Genomic DNA, 19,743 nt, shown 5'->3' with positions numbered 1-19,743 from the left:
CACATAAGTAAATAGCTAATAAATTTTAAAAAACTTATATAATTGTTTTATGAAAGAAATAGAAGTAAAATATCCAGAAAGATTAGACAAATATGTCTCAAATAATAGCGATATCTCACGTAATGATATTAAGCAATTAGTTGAACAACATTGTGTCTATGTTGATAATATTTTGGTTAATAAACCAAAATTTACTGTTCGTGAAGGACAAATTATTAAAATAACAAAAGTAATTGATAAAGAAATTAAGATCGAACCTAAAGAAATGCCTTTAGAAATCTTATATGATGACGATTACTTATGTGTTTTAAACAAACCTAGTGGACTTACAGTTCACCCTGCCCCAGGTCATTATGATGACACGTTAGTAAATGGTTTATTACACCATTTTAAAAACAATTTATCAAATGAGAATGGATTACTTAGACCAGGAATCGTACACAGAATCGATAAGGATACAAGTGGACTGCTTATTGTTGCAAAAACTAATGAAGCTCACAATTTATTAGCTGATATGTTTGCAACACACAGCATTAAACGTTCATACTTAGCAATTTGTGACGGGATTATTGAAAACACTAAACTTAAATTAGTTCTTCCAATTGGTCGTTCTACTAAGGATAGATTAAAAATGGAAGTAACTAACCATAATTCTAAACCTGCTGTTACATATGTAACTTTACTAAAAGGTTTTTATTTAGATGGATTACCAAAATCTTTAGTTAAATGTGAACTAGAAACTGGTAGAACACACCAAATTAGAGTGCATATGGCTCACATTAAGAATCCAATTTATGGGGATCCAGTTTACAATAAAGCCATTGACGAAAATGGACAAAGACTACATGCTTATAAACTCACTTTTGTCCACCCAGTAACTGGTGAAGAAATGGTGTTTTTTGCTAAACCACCAAAGGAATTTGAAATTGCTGATTTTGATTTTGACCAATTCCTAAAAGAAGAAGCTCAAGGAGGCAAAAATGTATAATAAACAATTATTACTTGAACTTGATAAATATGACACAACAGATTCATTTTTTGAAGATTTTAAAAAGAGATTTAACAAGTGAGTGTGAATTTGATTTACAGCTGTCTTATTAGCATTTTCATTATTAGTTGCAGATTTTGTAATAACTTTAGTATTTAAAGACAGTTTTTTAAAATGATTCTATTTTAGACCTAGTTCAACAGCTGGTACAGAAATAGCTCAAAATGGAGGACAAATGTTATTAAACACATTTATTTATCGTGTTGTAACACTTGTCATATATTTATTGATTTTTGGATATTTAGCTTATTCAATGATCGCTTATAAAATAATCTCTAATAAGGAAAAATCATTCGTTAAACAAAGTGGTTGAACCCCAATTTTAACATTTATAGTTGCTTTATATGCTGTATTTAACTTGATCCAATATATGTACAACAGTGGATTAAATCAATATGCAAATTATGCTATTGCTTTATTTGCTATTGAATTAATTTCATCAATTCTATATATATTTATATATTTTGTTCCTGCTGGACAAATAAGAAAACTTATCAAGTTTAATGTGTTTGTCATTCAAAATGTTGAATTTAAAGATTTCCAAAAGAAATATAGAGAAGTAGTAAAAGAAAGCGACAGAGGACCACTTGATATATTAAATTTATTTAACAAAATGTCAGCTGATATGGCTTTTACTGGTGACTTCCCAGATGATGTAACAGATGAAGAAAGAGAACTTAGTCGCAGATATGCTGAAGCTAAGAGAGAAGCAGAAAAACGTGCTCCATTCAATCCTAATACTTCATTGGATGAAGAAAAAGTACAAGCTATGGAAAAATTAATGGCAATGCCTAATAGTCAATTATTCCAAATGGCTGCTATCTTAAATATCTCAGGATATCAAGATATGACCAAAGATGAATTAGCTTCATTAATCTATAATTACACTAAAGAAGCACAAGTTCGTTGAGAAGAAACTAAAAAAGAAATCAAAGAAGATCAAACTGATAAAAAATAAAAAGAAGGCTATACACTTCTTTTTTTATTTTCTTTTATTTCTTATAGATAAAAATATAATTTAAGTATGCAAGAGAATAAATTTTTCGAAGAAAGTATAACAATTTTTGGCGAAGACTACACTTACTTTCTTTATTACTCACCAAAAAGAATTTTTTGAACAAAATATATTGAGAATGGTGTTTACATTACAGCGGGTGAAGGGGAAGATTTTTGATACCCATCAATTGAAGAAATAATTGAACGTTATGAGTACTATTATGATTATCTTGTAAATACACACAGCAATACTTTTTACTATTTAGGGAAGGAATATCAATATAAATACAGAACAAATGGATCAATAGTAATACATGCTGTAGGAAATAAAAAAGATATCTTAGGAGTAATTCCCTGCAAAAGAAATAGCGAACACAAAACTAAATATTTAGTTAGTTTAATATACAACTACATAGAAGAGTTGTTTACAAAATACATGGAAGAACTAACAAATAAAGTAACTAAAGAATTTAATCGTTCTGATATAAAAATATCTCTTCAAAAAACTTCTAACTTATACTATGCTAAATACACCTATTCTCCTAAAAAGCAAAAGGAAAGCATTCTTTATAGAATAAACAATTATGTTTATAGACCAGATGTATTGTATTACATAACAGTCCATGAAGTAGCACACTCCTTATCTCATGGGAGAGAAAAACACAGTAAAGAATTCTGAAAACGCGTTGAATCTTTAATTCCAAATTACAAATATTATAAAAAGAGTAAAAATTGAGACATCCTCAAACAATCTTATCCTGCTTTTGATGATGATTTTTTAAGTCACATTATTTAAGTGACTTTTTTTATTTATAAAATATTTAAAACTAATAGACTTGTTAAAAATGATCCTTATTATAAGGATTTTTTATATTAGTTCTCAGAATGTATATAATCATTTTTAAATATTTTGCCCACTTTTTTGTGCTACTTTATTTATTTTATGTAATTTTTGATAGCTTTTTAACCTAAAATAAGCATTTCCATGCTAATTTAGTCTCTGGATGATAAAAAAACATGGGAAAATATTTAAAACTAATAGACTTGTTAAAAATGATCCTTATTATAAGGATTTTTTATATTAGTTCTCAGAATGTATATAATCATTTTTAAATATTTTGCCCACTTTTTTGTGCTACTTTATTTATTTTATGTAATTTTTGATAGCTTTTCGACCTAAAATAAGCATTTCCATGCTAATTTAGTCTCTGGATGATAAAAAACATGGAAAAATATTTCAAACTAATAGGCTTGTTAAAAATGATCCTTATTATAAGGATTTTTTATATTAGTTCTCAGAATGTATATAATCATTTTTAAATATTTTGCCCACTTTTTTATGCTACTTTATTCATTTTATGCAATTTTGATAGCTTTTTAACCTAAAATAAGTATTCTTATGCTAATTTAGTCTCTGAATGATAAAAAACATGGGAAAATATTTAAAACTAATAGACTTGTTAAAAATGATCCTTATTATAAGGATTTTTTATATTAGTCACCAGTATGTATATAATCATTTTTAAATATTTTTTCCACTTTTTTATGCTACTTTATTTATTTTATGTAATTTTGGATAGCTTTTTGGCCTAAAATAATTATTTTCATGCTAATTTAGTCTCCAGATGGTAAAAAAACATGGAAAAATATTTAAAAATGATTATAGAAACTATTAAATTATATTTTTATTTAATTAAAATAATTTATATGATCTACTAATTGCATATATATACACAATTTCTATTTTTTATATTATTAATTATACAAATAAAAAATACCAGAGCATAAACTCTGATATTTTATAATTAATTGTCTAAAGACGATTATTTGTTAAGACCTTCTCATTTTCAGTATCTAACTTCATCAATGTCAATTCCAACTTCTTTAATGTATCTGTTGTGGTATGCAATTTTTTCGTCCATTAATGCAACGAAGTCTTTTGCTTTATCACCGTAAACTGCGTTAGCAGCTGTAATAGACATGTGGAATCTGTCCATTTCTGACATTAAACGAATGTCGAATGATGTTGTAATATCACCATTTTCTCTGTATCCGTGTACGAATAAGTTGTGGTTCTTACGTGAGAAGAAGATGTCACGAATTAATCCTTCAAATCCGTGGAATGCGAATAGAACTGGTTTGTTTTCTGTGAAGATTGCATTGAATTCTTCATCGCTTAATCCACGTGGATCAATACTTGGGTGACGTAATCTTAATAAGTCAACAACGTTAACAAATCTGATTTTTAGTTCTGGGAAGTATTTGTTTAAGATTGAAATTGTAGCTAAAGCTTCTAAGTTTGGTTCTGTACCTGATGCAACTACTACTAAGTCTGGTTCTTCACCTTCTTTAGTTGTTGAAGCTCAGTCAATAACTTTAAGTCCTTTGTCTACTAATTCTTGTGCTTCATCCATGCTGAAGAATTGATCTCTTGGTTGTTTTGAAGCAACAATAAGGTTAATAACGTCTCTTTCAGCAAATGCTTTATCTAAAACAGCAAGTAATGAGTTTGTGTCAGCTGGTAAGTATTCACGAATTAATTCTGGTTTCTTGTCAGCTAAGTGTCCTAAAATACCTGGATCTTGGTGTGTGTATCCGTTGTGGTCTTGTTGGAATGCTGTAGATGTAGCAATAACGTTAAGAGATGGGTAGTCTTTTCTTCATGAAATTTTACGTGCTTTAGCAACTCATTTCATGTGTTGTGTTAACATTGAGTCAACAACTCTTAAGAATGATTCGTATGATGCAAAGAATCCGTGACGTCCTGTAAGAACGTATCCTTCTAAGAATCCTTCAGCTTGGTGTTCTGAAAGTTGTGAATCGATAATTCTTCCAACTGGTCCGATAGCTTCATCTAATTCAGCATCAACTCTTTCAAGTCATTGTCTGTTTGTTAATTTAAGTACTGCATATAATCTATTTGATTTTGTTTCATCTGGTCCAAATACTCTAAAGTTATCTGGGTTTCTCTTGATTACTTCAGCAAATCAGTTACCTGCATTAACCATATCTTGGTCTTTTATTTCACCTGGTTTGTTAAATTCTAATCCGAATTCTCTTCAGTTAGGTAAGTTAAGAGCTCTTGGGTTTACACCACCATTTGTGATTGGTTGCATTGCCATTCTCTTGTTACCTTTTGGAGCGATTTCAGCGTATTCAGCTTTGAATTTTCCATTTTCGTCAAATAATTCTTCTGGACGATATGAAGCTAATCAAGCTTGTAATTCATCTAATAATTTAGGATTTTCTGATGTTACAGGAAGTGGAACTTGGTGAGATCTAAAGCTTCCTTCGAATGTTTCACCATTAATTTGGTGTGGACATGTTCATCCTTTTGGTGTACGAACAACAAGTACTGGTCAGATTGGTCTTGTAGCAACTTCTGCTGGTAATTTTCTAGCTTCTGTTTGGATTTCTAAAATTCTTTCCACAGCTTTGTCGAATGCATCAGCCATAAGTTGGTGAATACCTTCTTGGTCAAATACGTTAGCTTCTACAAAGATAGCTTCTCATCCGTATCCTTTTAACATTGAAGCAAGTTCTTCATCTGTTTTACGTGACATAATTGTTGGGTTTGAAATTTTTCCACCATTAATGTGAATGATAGGTAATACAGCACCATCATTTACTGGGTTAATGAATGATGTTGAGAATCATCCAGCAGCAAGTGGCCCTGTTTCAGCTTCACCATCACCAATAACAGCAGCAGCAATAATGTTAGGGTTATCTAAAATAGCTCCTGTTGCGTGTGAAAGTGAGTAACCTAATTCTCCCCCTTCGTGAATTGATCCAGGTGTTTCTGGAGCAGCGTGTGAAGCTGTTCCACCAGGGAATGAGAATCTTTTACACATTTTCTTAATTCCAGCTTCATCTTCTGTGATTTCTGGGAATAATTCTGTGTAACTTCCATCTAAGTATGAGTTTGAAATCATAACTTGTCCACCGTGTCCTGGTCCTTCGATGTAGAACATATCTACACCATATTTGTTAATTACCCGGTTTAAGTGTGCGTAAATTAAGTTTTGTCCTGGGATTGTTCCTCAGTGTCCGATTGGGTACATTTTAACGTCTTCAGCTTTTAAACCACCTTTCATAAGTGGGTTGTTTCTTAAGTAGATTTGAGCTACTGAAAGAAAGTTAGCTGCACGCCATCAAGCATGTACTTTATCTAAATATTGTTTTTCATCAAATAAAGTCTTTTTCATAAATATTCCTTTTAAATTTTTGATATTTAACACATTAAGTTTAATGTCCAAAAAATTCCAACTCAATATGTATCCATATTTTACATTTTTTCCCATTTTATCCACACAAAAATATTTGGCTTTTTATTTGGTTAAATTTCTAGTTAAAAATCCATTCTTTTGTTTTTGTATTTTAAGGTTGCAATACCTAAAAGTACTAGCAAATAGATATAATTAAAATTACAGATCTTATGAAAAAAATATTTTATTTGACATAAAAAGAAAAAAATCTGTTATTTTATTTATATTGAAGTTTCGATATATTCAAACTATAATAAAATAAAACGACAGATTAGGAGAAAAAATGAAAAAGCCAGAAATTATTTTTATTGACTTAGATGGTACAACTCTTGATACACAAGAAATCAAATTCTGACAAAGAAGTGCAACACCATATACAAGACAAGTTTTAACTGAATTAAACAAGACTATTCCAGTTGTTGTTTCAACAGGTAGAGGTGTTTCTACAAAAACAAGCAACCTTGTTAAAGAAATTACTGGAGTAGATACTTATATTGCTTGAAACGGGGCAAAAACTGTTGAAAATGGTCAAATAGTAAATGAAGAAATTATGTCAAAAGAAGTTGCTCAACAACTTTTTGATGAACTTTCTAAAAACTTCTGTTTTGTAGTTTATAACTCAAATGCCAGAGAACAAGCATATGTAAAAAACAGAGTCTTTAGATGATTCATGGGAGGGTTTGGAAAGAAAACTGCTCACTCATATAAAGAATATCACAATGATTTCCCAGTTTATAAAGCACTAGTTTGATCATTATCAGCAAGAAAAATTAGAAAACTTGCTTTAAAATGACAAAAACAATTTGAAGGAAAATTAGAAGTTTCTCTTTCAGGATCTAAAAATAACATTTTAGAAATTACTAAAGCAAACTGTTCAAAAGGTGATGAAGAAGTTCGTTACTGCCTTTCAAAAGGAATTGATCCAGCTAATGCAATGCATGTTGGAGATTCTATGAATGATGCCTCAACTAAGAATCGTATTGGTACATTAGTAGCTATGCAAAACTCAGTTGATGAATTAAAAGCAATTGCTGATGTAGTTACAGAATTTAGATGTGATCAAAGTGGTTTAGCTAAATTCTTAGAACAATTTTTACCAGAAAATAATTAAAGTTAGTCTATCTAACTTTTTTTCTAAAAATTTTATTTTTAATTAAAAAAATATTTAAAAATTAACTTTTTGATTTTTATATAGCTTGATTAAGTTTTTTAAAGTGTTACAATATATATACAGAAAAGAGGTTAATATGAATAATAAAAATGAATTAATTACATTACAAGCTTCATTATTTATTTTGCAAGCTAAAATTAAAAACTTCCACTGAAACATTAAGGGAGCTGATTTCTTTGAAATCCATGAACAATTAGATAAATTGTATGATGATACTACTGAACAACTTGATGCAGTAGCAGAAAAATTATTAATGTTAGGTTACAATGCTCTTGGAAGCTACCAAGAAGCTGCTAAACACTCATTAATTAAAGAAATTGAATCTAAAGATTTTGTTTCAAGCGAAATCTTTACTTATGTAGTTGATGATCTAAATACACTTCTTGAATACATTGGACAAATGGATAATATTTCATATAGAGTGCAACCATTACTTGATGAAATTGTTATTTATTTAGATACATGACACTGAAAATTTTTAAAATCATCTAAATAATTTCAAGCAGCACTTGCTGCTTTTTATTTTGCAAAAGAAAATGCACCCATGATAGGTGCATAAAAACTACGTTTTCTTGAGTCATTGGAGACGTAGTGTCTGAATAAAAAACTAACTATTATTATCCGTCTGGATAGTATGCCTATTAGTAAAGTATCTAACAGACATACTTTAATATAGTACATTAAAAATTAAAAAATACTAGTAAATTTTTATATTTTTTTAACTTTTTTTATTTTTCAGGTAATTTTAGATCTTTTTTAATTATGTCAAAAAGTGATTTTTTGATCAAAAAAGATAGCAAATAAAAAACTCGTCTTAGTGACGAGTTGGAAAATGTTTGTTATGGATTTGGTGTTTATAAGCTCGGTTGACTTGTCTAAACATGTCACCTTCTTCTGAGAATCTTTTTCTACCAAGTCTAGTATATCTTTCAGCTGCTTTATCAGTAATTAATTTATCAGCACGTAAAATTTCAAGATAGTAATTTATTATTTCATAATTAAAGAAGTATTTATATTCACTATATAATTGCATAATATTTTTTAATTCTTCAAATAACATATTCTTTAATAAATCAGGATAGTTCATTTGTTTTGAATGTAAATTAAATTCATCTCTATCTACAACTTGTAATTCTTTGTCAGGATAACATTTAACATCTAAATCATAATCTATAAATTTAATAGTATTATCTTCAAATATAGGCTTTGATGCCATATTAATATAATAATAAGGCCCAGTATCTTTTAATAAAACAATTGCATTATACATAGCATCTTTAGGTATGAATCAAATAGCATTTTCGTTATATCTTCAACCATTAACATCTTTTTCGTATTCAGCTACTTTTGTATTTTTAAGAAATAGTACTATATGTCTCTTATTGTGAAAAACTACTTTAGCTGAATTTCATTGACGATATAAATAACCATTGTGCTTGTATCCTTGCACATTAATCATTGAGCCAACTTTTAATTTACTAAAATCTCATTCCATTGTTATCCTCCTTTCATAATCTAACTAAATTATAACATTAGCGAGGACTTTCTCAGTGTATTGTGGTTTGATTATTTTTGTTTTCAACAACATAATAGTAACTTGCATTTTCTGCCCGGTATGTAGTTACTCATCGATTGCTTGGCACACTAGGAGCATGGTCTCGAACTACTTCATTATCTTGTAGTAATCCATCATTATTAAGATCATCTCAGAAATAAATAGTTCCATTATTACCAGCTACAATAAAATCTTTAGTTATATAACTAATATAATTTCTATTAGCATGGATTCTATTTCCTATTTGTACTTGACGTAATTGATCATTAGCTTGAATTTCGTTTTCAATTCTAGCTCCTTTATCAAAATCCTTATGACCAAAGAAGTTAAAAGTATCTAAGTATATTATTTCACTATGAGCTACTACTTGACCATTATTATCAACAATAGCAATTCCAGTATGACTTTTGTCTTTTAAATATCCACTAAATTTAACTTTAGTTATATTAGTTTCATTCTTTTGCACTTGGGCATGATTTTTACCTACTCATTTTCAGTCTGAATTATCATAATAAATTTGTGCAATTTCATTCCCATATCCCATGGTTTCTAAAAACATTGCATAAAAATTAGTTGAATTATCTTGATGAATTTTATTAACTTGATTATTAGGGATATCATTTAAAGTCTTATAAGAAGATAATGCAAAAGGTGAAGCAGGAATCATGATTGAACTTGATCCTTGGATAATTGTGCTAACTCATTTATTTTGCTTAGGATCTCAATATTTAATTGGGTGTAATGGATCAATAATACCTGAATCATCATTAATATATCAGCCACTTCTTGATAATGAATCAAAATTATTCATAAAGACTTTACCATAGTCTTCCGCTATTGAACTTGGTCTAATTTCATAAGTACTTGCTTTATTTGAATAATGAAACTTCATATTTCCAAAATATCCTGAAGAAAACTCTTGTTTTTCAGCTTCAGCTTTTAATGCTGGATTCATTTCATTAATATTGTAATATGATTCAAAAGCAAATTTTAAGTATTCCCTAGGTACTAATTCAGTTAATGAATAATAGTATCTTAAATCTTTGCTTGATAAAGCAAATTTTTCATCTGGTGAATATCAAAATCCATCTTTACTATCCAGTCTATTTTGTAGTGCTAAAGGATCGCGTGGAGATTTTTGACCATTATATATTCCATTTGAAACATCTCATAAGTCTTTAGGAGAAAAATTTGCATACAATGAGTCAGATACATCTGTTGCATTTGAACCTACTCAACGTTCTCTTAATAAAGCTAAAATTTCAGGCTTAATATATGATTTTGCTGCTACGTCATAGTTTAAAAAGTATCTAAAGTAATCAGCAAAATATCCATTTCAATATTGCTCATTTGCTGAAGAAAAGATTTTATCTAATAAACCATTTTTATTGCTTTCTCCTGGTTCATAGTATTTTACTGTGACCATTTGTTTTTGATTTTTATTTGCCATTGGACCATTAACATTTCCAGTTGGTATGGTTTTATCCAGCTTTGGTAAAGCGATTTCAGCATAATTATTAGCTCAATGGTGCATATATTCATGGAATAAAGTTTGCATAATTGTTGCAACTCTATCATACAATGTTGCATTAGTTTCACACATGAAAGCAGCATTAATATATATGTTTTTAGTACTTGGAATATATAAACCATTTGCTGTTGTTGGTATGATTGTGAAATCATTAATATTAATAGCTTCTAAATCATAAACTTCAGGTCCGAATGTAACCTTACGTTTAAACTCATTAGCTAAATAAGCAAGGCCTCCTGGCCCAAGTAAATATCTATTATTAGCTGGATTTTCTTTATCCACCTTATAAGCAAAGTCTCTAAACTTAATTTGAGTATAAGGATCAACATATTCAATATAAGTTCCTTCATCATTAGTTTTAACATCTCAACTAATATTTCCGACTTTATTAACTAACTCTAAAGCTTGCGCTTCTTCTTCATTAGTTAGTTTATTATAGAATTGAACTTCATTTTTTGCAATAGCAACTAATTCAGGTTTCTTTTGTCAGCTTGGAACATCATATTCAGGCTTAATATCAATAATTTCTTTTTGATCTTCTTTGTCATTTTCCATCATGTATTGAATAGCAAAATATGCGCTAGATACAATAGCGCCTAAACCTAATATAATACCTACTGAAAATAAACTTCAGCCTATAATTTTTCTTTTCTTGCTCATTATTATATATTCTAATACATTTTAATTTTTCCACTAATCTTATCTTTAATTAAATTACTTAACTGTAATATGTCGTATGTCGATCTTTTTCCACATTATTCCACAAAAATGTGGAAATTTGTGGAAACTTATTCATTTTCAGGATATAGCGCCAAAATTAGGACTATAATAATGATGTACAAACGGAGGTACTTATGTATAAATACAAAGCAAAATTATTAACAAATGATGAAATTATCGCTCAAGCTAATACAATTGAAGAATTAGAAGGGCAAATAAAAGGATTCCGCCGTGGACAAAAACATGGATTACACACAATGGGAAATGAAAAGATTGAAATAATTCGTGTTGAAAGAAACCATCTTGAAGGAAAAGAAGGTTCAAAAGAAGTTTTACTAAAAGTAGTATAAAAAAGAAATAAAAAATGAGGGTTAACCTCATTTTTTATTAAATTATGATGGCATGTTTTGTAGCGCATATAAATTAGCTGACATTGGTATTTCTACCATTGTGCTATCTGTACTTGCGCTTGTAGAATTTTGAACTTCTACTTCTAAGACAAAGTTTCATACAAAATCAACTCTTGGATTATTATCAGCTCTTTTTAATTCAAAATTAGTTAAACTGATTGTTTTTATTGCAATTCTTCCTACTTGGAATTGATCGCCATTTAGTAATCTACTTTCTGCACTAATTGGTCAATCAGATAATGATCTGTGCTTAAAGTAGACTTTAATACCATTTAAATTATTAATTTCTAATTTTGGATCTCCTGCATTATTTTCAACTATACGGGAAATTGTTGCATTTTCGCTTCCTAATTGTTGCCCTAATATCGCTTTAAGTTGATAACGTTCAGTAATATTGAATTTCTTTTGTTCTTCTGGAGTTAATTTTAAAAATGCATCCACTAAAGATCTATATGTTTTTCTTTTCATTAATTCAAATGGATCTGGTGTTACGGTAAAATCATTTTTTATTTGCTCTGGAGTGAGTTTTTTAAATCCTTTAAAAGTAAATGTTTTGTATCCATATTCAGTAGTACCTAAACCAGCTGCAGGTTCATAAAGTAAAGCAACTGTTACAAATAATTCACCTGTTAAATCATTTGGATAATATTTTGCCGATACTCTCACAGGTTCATTGTTTCAAAATGAATATTTTTCACTTAAATTAAATAATTCGCTTCATAAGTCTAATGATAAGGCTTTCTTTCCAGCAAAGAATGATGGGAAACGATCATAATTTATTTGACTTTTAACTGTTAATTGGTTATTTAATATATATCCTAAGTATTGTTGGGCTGTGTAAGTTAATCCAGTAAAGTAATCAACTGTGCCATGATAAACATTAATTTCTTGTACTTTATTTACTGTGTTATTTGTTAGTATTTTTTGAGGATAGTCAACACTAATTGAAGCACTAGGTTTATTTTTATTGTTTGTTACGCTAAATGTTTTAACAATAAAGTTTTCATTGTTTAAAACATCAAAAGCATTTCCTTCAATAGTTAATACCATTTTAGAAAGGTAAGGTTTAATTTCATTAAATGATTTTCCTACAAAATCATTTACTGATTTTTGTTCTTCCATAATTTTATTTGTATTTCATTCTAAATTTAAAACCATAGTTCTTTTTACAACAAATAAACCATTTACATTAAATGTAACATTATTTAAAGATGTTTCTTTGTATTTACCAGTAACCGTAAAACTTAATGTACCTTTAGAATCATCAAATGCAGTTACTTTTACATTGCTAAGATTGTAATTATCATTTTTAAATGATTTACCATTTATTAATGAATATGCTTTACTTGCAGTCATTTTGTCATTTAAAGCTAATAATGAAATTATGCTTTTATATTCATTAATATTTAAGCCACTTTCAGTTCCACCTTTAGTATTTTCATCCACAGTTGTATCTGGCGCAACAGGTTGATCTGGTTCTTTATCCTTTTCTGGATTATTAGTTCCAGGTTGTTCTGGGTTTTCAGGGGTTTGTGGATTTTTTGCAGGGTCTGATTGCTCATGTCCATCACCTGGAGTTGGATTGTTTCCTGGTTCAGGTTGTTTATTTGTATCACCAGGATTAACTGGTTCTGGTTTTGGGGCAATAGGCTCTTTTTCATCATTGTTTTGGTCTTGTGTGCGCGTATTACCACAAGATGCTGCCACTAATGGAAGCAATGTGAAAGATCCTAATCCTAAAATTGTTAATAGTTTAATTTTTTTCATTCAATCTCCTTAAAAACTCGATTATTTTATAAATTTGTAATATTTTATAAGAAAAAGTGAATTTTCTAAATAAAAATGTTCCATCATGGAACATTTAAAATTATCAGATTTTAATACGTTTTTCAGGTGCTAGATACATTTTATCTGATTCTTGAATCTTGTATGTGTCAGCAAATAAATCAAGGTTCATCATTAAAACATTACCTCTTTCTTTTGCTGGTGAGTGTACGTCAGTTTCAAGTAATCTTCTTGCGTATCCTTCTCCTGCTTTTTGTCTTCAAACTCTTACTCAGTTTTCAAAGAATTTTTCAGCTGAGAAATCAGCTTCTTTTTGTGCAGCTTCTAAAGCACAAGCAACTCCACCAATATCGGCAATATTTTCTGAAACTGTTAATTTTCCATTAACTGGTCCATATGGAGTTACACGAGTATTATATAAGTCAATAACTGCTTGAGTTTTTTCAGCAAATTTAGCTCTATCATGATCAGTTCATCAATTTACCATTGAACCATTTTCATCAAATTGAGCTCCATTATTATCAAATGCATGTGAAATTTCGTGAGCAATAACTGCTCCAATTCCACCGAAATTAGCTGATGAAGATTGGTTAATGTCATAATATGGAGCTTGTAAAATAGCAGCTGGGAATACAATGTGGTTTCCAAATGGATTAAAGTAAGCATTAATTGTATCTGGTGACATTCCTCAGTATTTAGGATTTACATATTCTAAATATTGTGACATTTCATATTCATACATAATTTGATCAAATGCAAGTACATTTTCAAAAATGTTTGAACCTTCTTCATATGTACGTGTAATAAATTTAGCATAAATTGGTTTGATTTCTTCTGGGTATCCAACCATAACACCTAATTTAGAAAGTTTTAAAATTGCTTTTTCTTTTGTTTCTTTTGTTAATCAAGTATTTTCTTCAAGACGTTGTTTATAAACATCAATCATACTTGCAACCATGTGTTCAACATCTTTTTTAGCTTTTTCTCCAAAATATTCTTTAGCATAATACATTCCAAGTGGCATTCCAAAGTATTTTGTTGCTACGTCATAGGCATATAAATCTAATTCACGGGGTTTTGCAATTGAATATAATACATTTTTAAAGTGTGAGGCTTTAAGTCTTGTTTCTTCTGACATAAATCCTGCTGCATATAATAAGTTTTTAATAAATAATAATGCTCTATAAGCTTCAAAGTTAGCTTCAGTATAAATTTTGTCAATGTTTTCTACAAATCTTGGGTTTGAACATGAAATTTCTTTTACTTCTTTATTTACTAATTCTTGTGCAATCTTTTGAATGTCAAATGATTTTACATTTTCTTTATATCATTCAATATCTTTTAAATTGTATAAAGATGTATAATCAGCTTTTTCTTCACTTGAAAGAACAAATTCAACTAAGAAGTTATCAAATTCAAGAGCTTGATTCACTAATTTGTTTGCTTCTTCAGCGCTCTTTCCATATGAAACTAGTAAGTCAAATGACATTTCTTTTCAAGCTGTTAAAAGTTTTTCTTTTTGAACTGGATTTCCATAAGTTTCTTTAGATCCTAAAATAAGTCTTGGATCTTCTAATCATAAAATGTATTTTTTATTATCAATAAAATCTTCGCCAATTCCAAATGGTAGTGGTAATGAAGAATATTGTTTATCAAATTCAGAATAATTTTCAGCTAATTGTTTAAAACTTGTAAGAGATTCAATTTTGTCTAAGTGTTTTCTGGCTGGTTCTCAACCTAATTGAGCTCTTTTATCAGCATTAATAATCATTTGGTATAGTTTTACATATTCATGAATCATTTTATCAGCTGGTAAAGGTTTCTTTCCTGCTGCTCAATCAGCAGTTAAACCTTTTAATAATTTTTCAACTTTAATATCTAGTTCACCAAAACATGAAATTGAAGGACGATCTGCAGGAATTTCAGTATCCTTTAATCAGTCAAAGTTAACATATTCATAAAAGTCATCTTGTAATCTTGGTTTGTTCATTTTGTCTCCTTAAATATATCGTTTAAAATAGTATTTTAATTATACTTTACTTTTCAGTTATTAAAATTTAATATATTTATAGATTAATATTTTTAATCTCATTTTTCCTCATTAAATGACCTCAAAAATTACTCAGATAATATTAGTAATAATTTAAATAAATTAATACAATATTTATTATTTTTGAATTCAAGAGCTTGCATTACAAGCATTGCTTTTTCATTATTACTTATTGTCATAAATCTTACTTACGATAAAGCCAAATGTTTTAATAGTCTCCTCGTCAGTTCGTAATCAATAGTAGTAGCCATATCTTTCAACATATGAATTGCGAATTTATTTATAAAAATATCCAAAGAATATAAATATATTGATAAAACATTTTTTTGTTAATTTTGCTGGTTTCCTTTTATTTTATAAGCAAATTAAATTATTTGTTAATACTTGTTATATTTATTCAATTAAAACATTTAAAATTATTATGAAGCAAATAAAGTTGTATTAGGAATAATAAAAAAGAATTTCCGGAATGATTTTTAAGTTTTTTTATTATGTTTAGTGAGTTCATTATAATTAAAGTGTATGCAAATATATATCAGAAAAGGAGCAAAATGAAAAATGATTTTTTCAATTTAATTATTGCAGTTGCTGATACAACTAATACAATTAATTTAATAAATGCAAAAAGTACAAATATAAAAGATGAGTTAAGTGAAAAATTAAAATTATTTATTGACTCATTTTCAAAGTACGAAAAAATGAATTGCTGACTTACTAATATAGAATATCTCCAATTTAAACAAAATAAGATTGCTTATGAAAACAAATTAGACATATTTTCAGTATTGATGCAAATAAATGAAATTTTTAACAAAGAAAAAAATGATTTAATTTCAATGATAAACAATTTAAAATCATCGATTCATAATGTTGATGTTTATGGATTTGGATATTAAAATGAAATACGAAAATGCTTGGATAATATTTAATTTTTTTCTTGTTAGTTTTGCCTATTCTGCAGCTATTGTTATTGAATTTGGCGCAATATTATTTTTATGCCATTTTAAATGAGAAAATATTAATTACGCAATAGGCAATGTTATTTTATTAATAAATCTGATTTATCTTTGTGTAGCTGAAGTTTTATATTTTGTATATCGTGTAATTAGTGATTTTAATATTCAGTTAAGATTATCAAAGAAATTCAGAAACCAAGAAATTCATTTTCAAAATAAAACAAAAAATAAATTTATAGGTTGAATTTACAAAAATGTATATTTTAAAAAATCAAAAGATAACAGTGAAAATGTTTTTAATTCTTTGTTAAAAACACACAAATTTAAAATGCAAATATACTTTTTCTTTTGATTTTCTCTTTTCATTATGATAACATTTCTAATAATGAATATTTCTTATACAATATGATACTTTAGCTTAAATCAAAATGGTACTAACTATATCTGAGTTATTTGAACTTGTTTTGGATTTACAATATTATTAATAACAAGATATTGACGTTTTCGTACTTATCACTATTGTAAAAAACATAATTTGCATTCAGAAATGTTTGATGACAGTGAGCGTTTAATTAGATGAATCATTAACAGTAATAGTACATGACCTTATTTCCATTTTTCAACCGTTCACTCAGCATTTAATTGGCAAGATGAATATAAATAAATAATAGATATAATTCAAAAAATAACCTGACTTAATTGCCAGATTATTTTTTTACTTATAAATAAAAAAATAGTTTTGTCATTGAACTAATAATGTGATTTTTTCTAAAAATACCAATATTATGGGACTTATAATAATGCTATAATTCTAATAATCTTTATTAAAGATTAATTATTTGCAAATAAAACAAAATCTTAAATTTAAAAAGGAGACAAATATGTCAGCAATTACAAAAATTCATGCACGTGAAATTTTAGACTCACGTGGAAACCCAACAGTAGAAGTTGAAGTATTCACAGAATTTGGTGGATACGGAATCGCTAAAGTTCCATCAGGTGCTTCAACAGGTTCACGTGAAGCTCTTGAATTAAGAGACAAGGGATCAGAATTTGAAGGTAACTGATTCGGTGGAAAAGGTGTTATGTTAGCTGTTAACCACGTTAACAATGACATCGTTCCTCACATCTTAGGAATGGAAGTTACTGACCAACGTAAAATCGACATGAAAATGATCGAATTAGATGGTACAGAAAACAAATCAAAATTTGGTGCTAATGCTATTTTAGGAGTTTCTCTTGCTGTTGCTAGAGCTGCTGCTAACGAATTACAAATTCCTCTATACAAATACTTAGGTGGATTTAACGCACACGAATTACCAGTTCCAATGTTAAACGTTATTAACGGTGGAGAACACGCTTCAAACACAATCGACTTCCAAGAATTCATGATTATGCCAGTTGGTGCTAAATCATTTAGACAAGCATTACAAATGGCTAACTTTGTATTCCACAACTTAGCTAAATTACTTAAAAAACACGGACACGGTGTTCAAGTTGGTGATGAAGGTGGATTTGCACCTAACTTCAAATCACATGAAGAAGCTTTAGACTTCTTAGTTGAAGCTATTAAAGCTGCTGGATACACACCTGCTAAAGAAGGTGAAAATGCAGTTGCTATTGCTATGGACTGTGCTTCATCAGAACTATATGCAGATGGTGTTTACACATTCAAAAAATTAAAAGCTGCTATTGAAGCTAAAAAACCAGGATTCGAACACTTAGAAGATGTTAAATTATCATATACATCAGATGAAATGGCTGAATACTTAAAATCACTTGTTGCTAAATACCCAATTATCTCAATCGAAGATGGATTTGCAGAAAGTGACTGAGCAGGATTCAAGAAATTTACAGCTGAAATGGGTGATAAATTACAAATCGTTGGTGACGACTTAACAGTTACAAACACAGCTATTCTAAAACGTGCTATTGAAGAAAAATCAATGAACTCAATCTTAATTAAAATTAACCAAATTGGTTCAATTACAGAAACATTTGACGCTATCCAAATGGCTCAAAAAGCAAACATGACAGCAGTTGTTTCACACCGTTCAGGAGAAACAGAAGATACATCAATCGCTGATATTGCTGTTGCTATGAACTCAGGACAAATTAAGACAGGTTCATTATCACGTACAGACAGAATCGCAAAATACAATCGTTTATTAGCTATTGAAGAAGAACTTGGTTCATCAGCTGAATTCAAGGGAATTAAAGCTTTCTACAACATTGTTAAATAATTTATTCAATACAATAATTACGTTCCATTCAATGGGACGTTTTTATTTTTACCCCTTTCTCATTGGTATAAAATACTTTTAAATACAAAAGAAATTATTGGACTTTAAATTCATTTAACTATTTATTTTTTAATTTAACGAAAGAAAAAATGCACTATTGTGCATCATTATTTGTTTTCTTATTTCTGCTTCACTTTCTTTCTTCACCTTTTAATAAGCGTTGAATATTACCTCTATGTGTAAAAAGAATAAGTGCAACAGCGCCTAAATATATAAATCCAGTGTAAATAGAAGCATAATTTACTACATATGTTGCCACATATTGTATAAATCCTCTTTGATCTGGAGCAATTTGTTCTAAATTAACTGTTTTAGTTCATTCTAATCATTGATAATTTGTAGCTCATGCAATTGTACTATTACTCATTCACGGTACAAATACAAATGGAATTAGCAATACAGCTGCCACCATACTTGCAAGTGAAATATATTTTTTTCAAAATGCTACTGCAAAGAAGAATACAGCTGCAATAGGTAATAAAACAATATTATAACTAATAATTAAACCAATACTACTTGCAACACCTTTGCCACCTTTAAATCCGAAAAACACAGGGAAACAATGTCCTAACACTACACCAATCCCTGAAAGCATTGGAACTGCTATTATAGCTTGATATTGTTTAAAGGATTCACTGCTGCTTGGTCCTTTTGAAGACACTTGTGGAGCTGCATTAACTCAATAAGCGATTCCAGTAGCTAATGCTACAGCAGCTATTGTTTTTAAAACATCTATCAGTAAGATTAAAACACCAATTTTAATACCAAAAACTCTAGAAGAATTAGTTGCTCCTGCATTTTGTGAATGTTGAGATCTAACATCTTTTTTAAGGAATTTACTAAATATAATTGAAGTATTTAGTGAACCTATTAAATATCCCATGACCAATAATGCTATATTCAGGACTACAGTAGTGAAAACTAAAATATTGTAATTTCCGTTCATATCTACC

General features: G+C 28.7%; 14 protein-coding genes. 8 read left to right on the top strand and 6 right to left on the bottom strand.

All coding sequences use genetic code 4. The features are described from left to right. The first annotated feature begins 49 nt into the window (after window positions 1-49). The 3 genes from ACM0L0_RS00165 (at window position 50) to ACM0L0_RS00155 (ending at window position 2,840) form a co-directional block, all read left to right on the top strand. Window positions 50-988: an RluA family pseudouridine synthase gene (locus tag ACM0L0_RS00165; protein WP_416738558.1), complete on the top strand. Its 939-nt coding sequence runs from the start codon at window positions 50-52 to the stop codon at window positions 986-988. Next, window positions 981-2,006, top strand: coding sequence for a hypothetical protein (locus ACM0L0_RS00160; protein ID WP_416738557.1), 1,026 nt, complete (start codon window positions 981-983; stop codon window positions 2,004-2,006). The genes ACM0L0_RS00165 and ACM0L0_RS00160 overlap by 8 nt, the downstream gene beginning before the upstream one ends. A gap of 66 nt (window positions 2,007-2,072) precedes the next feature. Then, window positions 2,073-2,840 (top strand): YgjP-like metallopeptidase domain-containing protein, encoded by a 768-nt coding sequence (locus ACM0L0_RS00155; RefSeq protein WP_416738556.1) that lies wholly within the window; start codon window positions 2,073-2,075, stop codon window positions 2,838-2,840. A 1,027-nt stretch (window positions 2,841-3,867) separates the two neighbouring features. On the opposite strand, the gene ACM0L0_RS00150 is transcribed toward ACM0L0_RS00155, so the two are convergent. Further along, window positions 3,868-6,249, bottom strand: a complete 2,382-nt coding sequence (locus tag ACM0L0_RS00150) for a phosphoketolase (protein ID WP_416738555.1) — start codon at window positions 6,247-6,249, stop codon at window positions 3,868-3,870. Between the two features lie 343 nt (window positions 6,250-6,592). Here ACM0L0_RS00150 and ACM0L0_RS00145 point away from each other — a divergent pair, with 343 nt between their 5' ends. Then, complete coding sequence (locus ACM0L0_RS00145) at window positions 6,593-7,420, top strand: HAD hydrolase family protein (protein WP_416738554.1); 828 nt, start codon at window positions 6,593-6,595, stop codon at window positions 7,418-7,420. 136 nt (window positions 7,421-7,556) lie between these two features. Then, window positions 7,557-7,976 (top strand): Dps family protein, encoded by a 420-nt coding sequence (locus ACM0L0_RS00140; RefSeq protein WP_416738553.1) that lies wholly within the window; start codon window positions 7,557-7,559, stop codon window positions 7,974-7,976. A 318-nt stretch (window positions 7,977-8,294) separates the two neighbouring features. Here the strand turns inward: ACM0L0_RS00140 and ACM0L0_RS00135 are convergent, their stop codons facing one another. Next, window positions 8,295-8,975 (bottom strand): DUF402 domain-containing protein, encoded by a 681-nt coding sequence (locus ACM0L0_RS00135; protein ID WP_416738552.1) that lies wholly within the window; start codon window positions 8,973-8,975, stop codon window positions 8,295-8,297. A 37-nt stretch (window positions 8,976-9,012) separates the two neighbouring features. Further along, the gene (locus ACM0L0_RS00130) at window positions 9,013-11,226 is read right to left on the bottom strand and encodes an MYPU_1760 family metalloprotease (protein WP_416738551.1); all 2,214 of its coding nucleotides are present in this window, start codon (window positions 11,224-11,226) and stop codon (window positions 9,013-9,015) included. A 194-nt stretch (window positions 11,227-11,420) separates the two neighbouring features. Here ACM0L0_RS00130 and ACM0L0_RS00125 point away from each other — a divergent pair, with 194 nt between their 5' ends. Next, entirely contained in the window at window positions 11,421-11,636 is a 216-nt protein-coding gene (locus ACM0L0_RS00125; RefSeq protein ID WP_416738550.1) for an MAG6790 family protein, read from the top strand. Window positions 11,637-11,678: 42 nt separating this feature from the next. Here ACM0L0_RS00125 and ACM0L0_RS00120 read toward each other — a convergent pair whose 3' ends face one another. Together ACM0L0_RS00120 and ACM0L0_RS00115 are read right to left on the bottom strand one after the other, a co-directional pair. Further along, entirely contained in the window at window positions 11,679-13,463 is a 1,785-nt protein-coding gene (locus tag ACM0L0_RS00120) for a variable surface lipoprotein (RefSeq protein WP_416738549.1), read from the bottom strand. Between the two features lie 100 nt (window positions 13,464-13,563). Beyond that, window positions 13,564-15,471 (bottom strand): M13 family metallopeptidase, encoded by a 1,908-nt coding sequence (locus tag ACM0L0_RS00115; RefSeq protein ID WP_416738548.1) that lies wholly within the window; start codon window positions 15,469-15,471, stop codon window positions 13,564-13,566. A gap of 611 nt (window positions 15,472-16,082) precedes the next feature. On the opposite strand from ACM0L0_RS00115, the gene ACM0L0_RS00110 reads away from it, so the two are divergent. Further along, window positions 16,083-16,427 carry a hypothetical protein gene (locus tag ACM0L0_RS00110; RefSeq protein ID WP_416738547.1) on the top strand — a complete coding sequence of 115 codons (345 nt, stop codon included), beginning with the start codon at window positions 16,083-16,085 and terminating at the stop codon, window positions 16,425-16,427. A 941-nt stretch (window positions 16,428-17,368) separates the two neighbouring features. Next, complete coding sequence (eno, locus tag ACM0L0_RS00105) at window positions 17,369-18,730, top strand: phosphopyruvate hydratase (RefSeq protein WP_416738546.1); 1,362 nt, start codon at window positions 17,369-17,371, stop codon at window positions 18,728-18,730. 154 nt (window positions 18,731-18,884) lie between these two features. On the opposite strand, the gene plsY is transcribed toward eno, so the two are convergent. Then, a complete protein-coding gene (gene plsY / locus ACM0L0_RS00100) occupies window positions 18,885-19,736 on the bottom strand; it encodes a glycerol-3-phosphate 1-O-acyltransferase PlsY (protein WP_416738545.1) in 852 nt (283 codons plus the stop codon). Window positions 19,737-19,743 lie beyond the last annotated feature (7 nt).

This window comes from Mycoplasma razini (genome assembly GCF_048076865.1).
Lineage (GTDB): Bacteria > Bacillota_I > Bacilli_A > Mycoplasmatales > Metamycoplasmataceae > Mycoplasmopsis.
The sequence above is the reverse complement of the archived record's forward strand: the minus strand, read 5'-3'. Positions and strand labels throughout refer to the sequence as shown.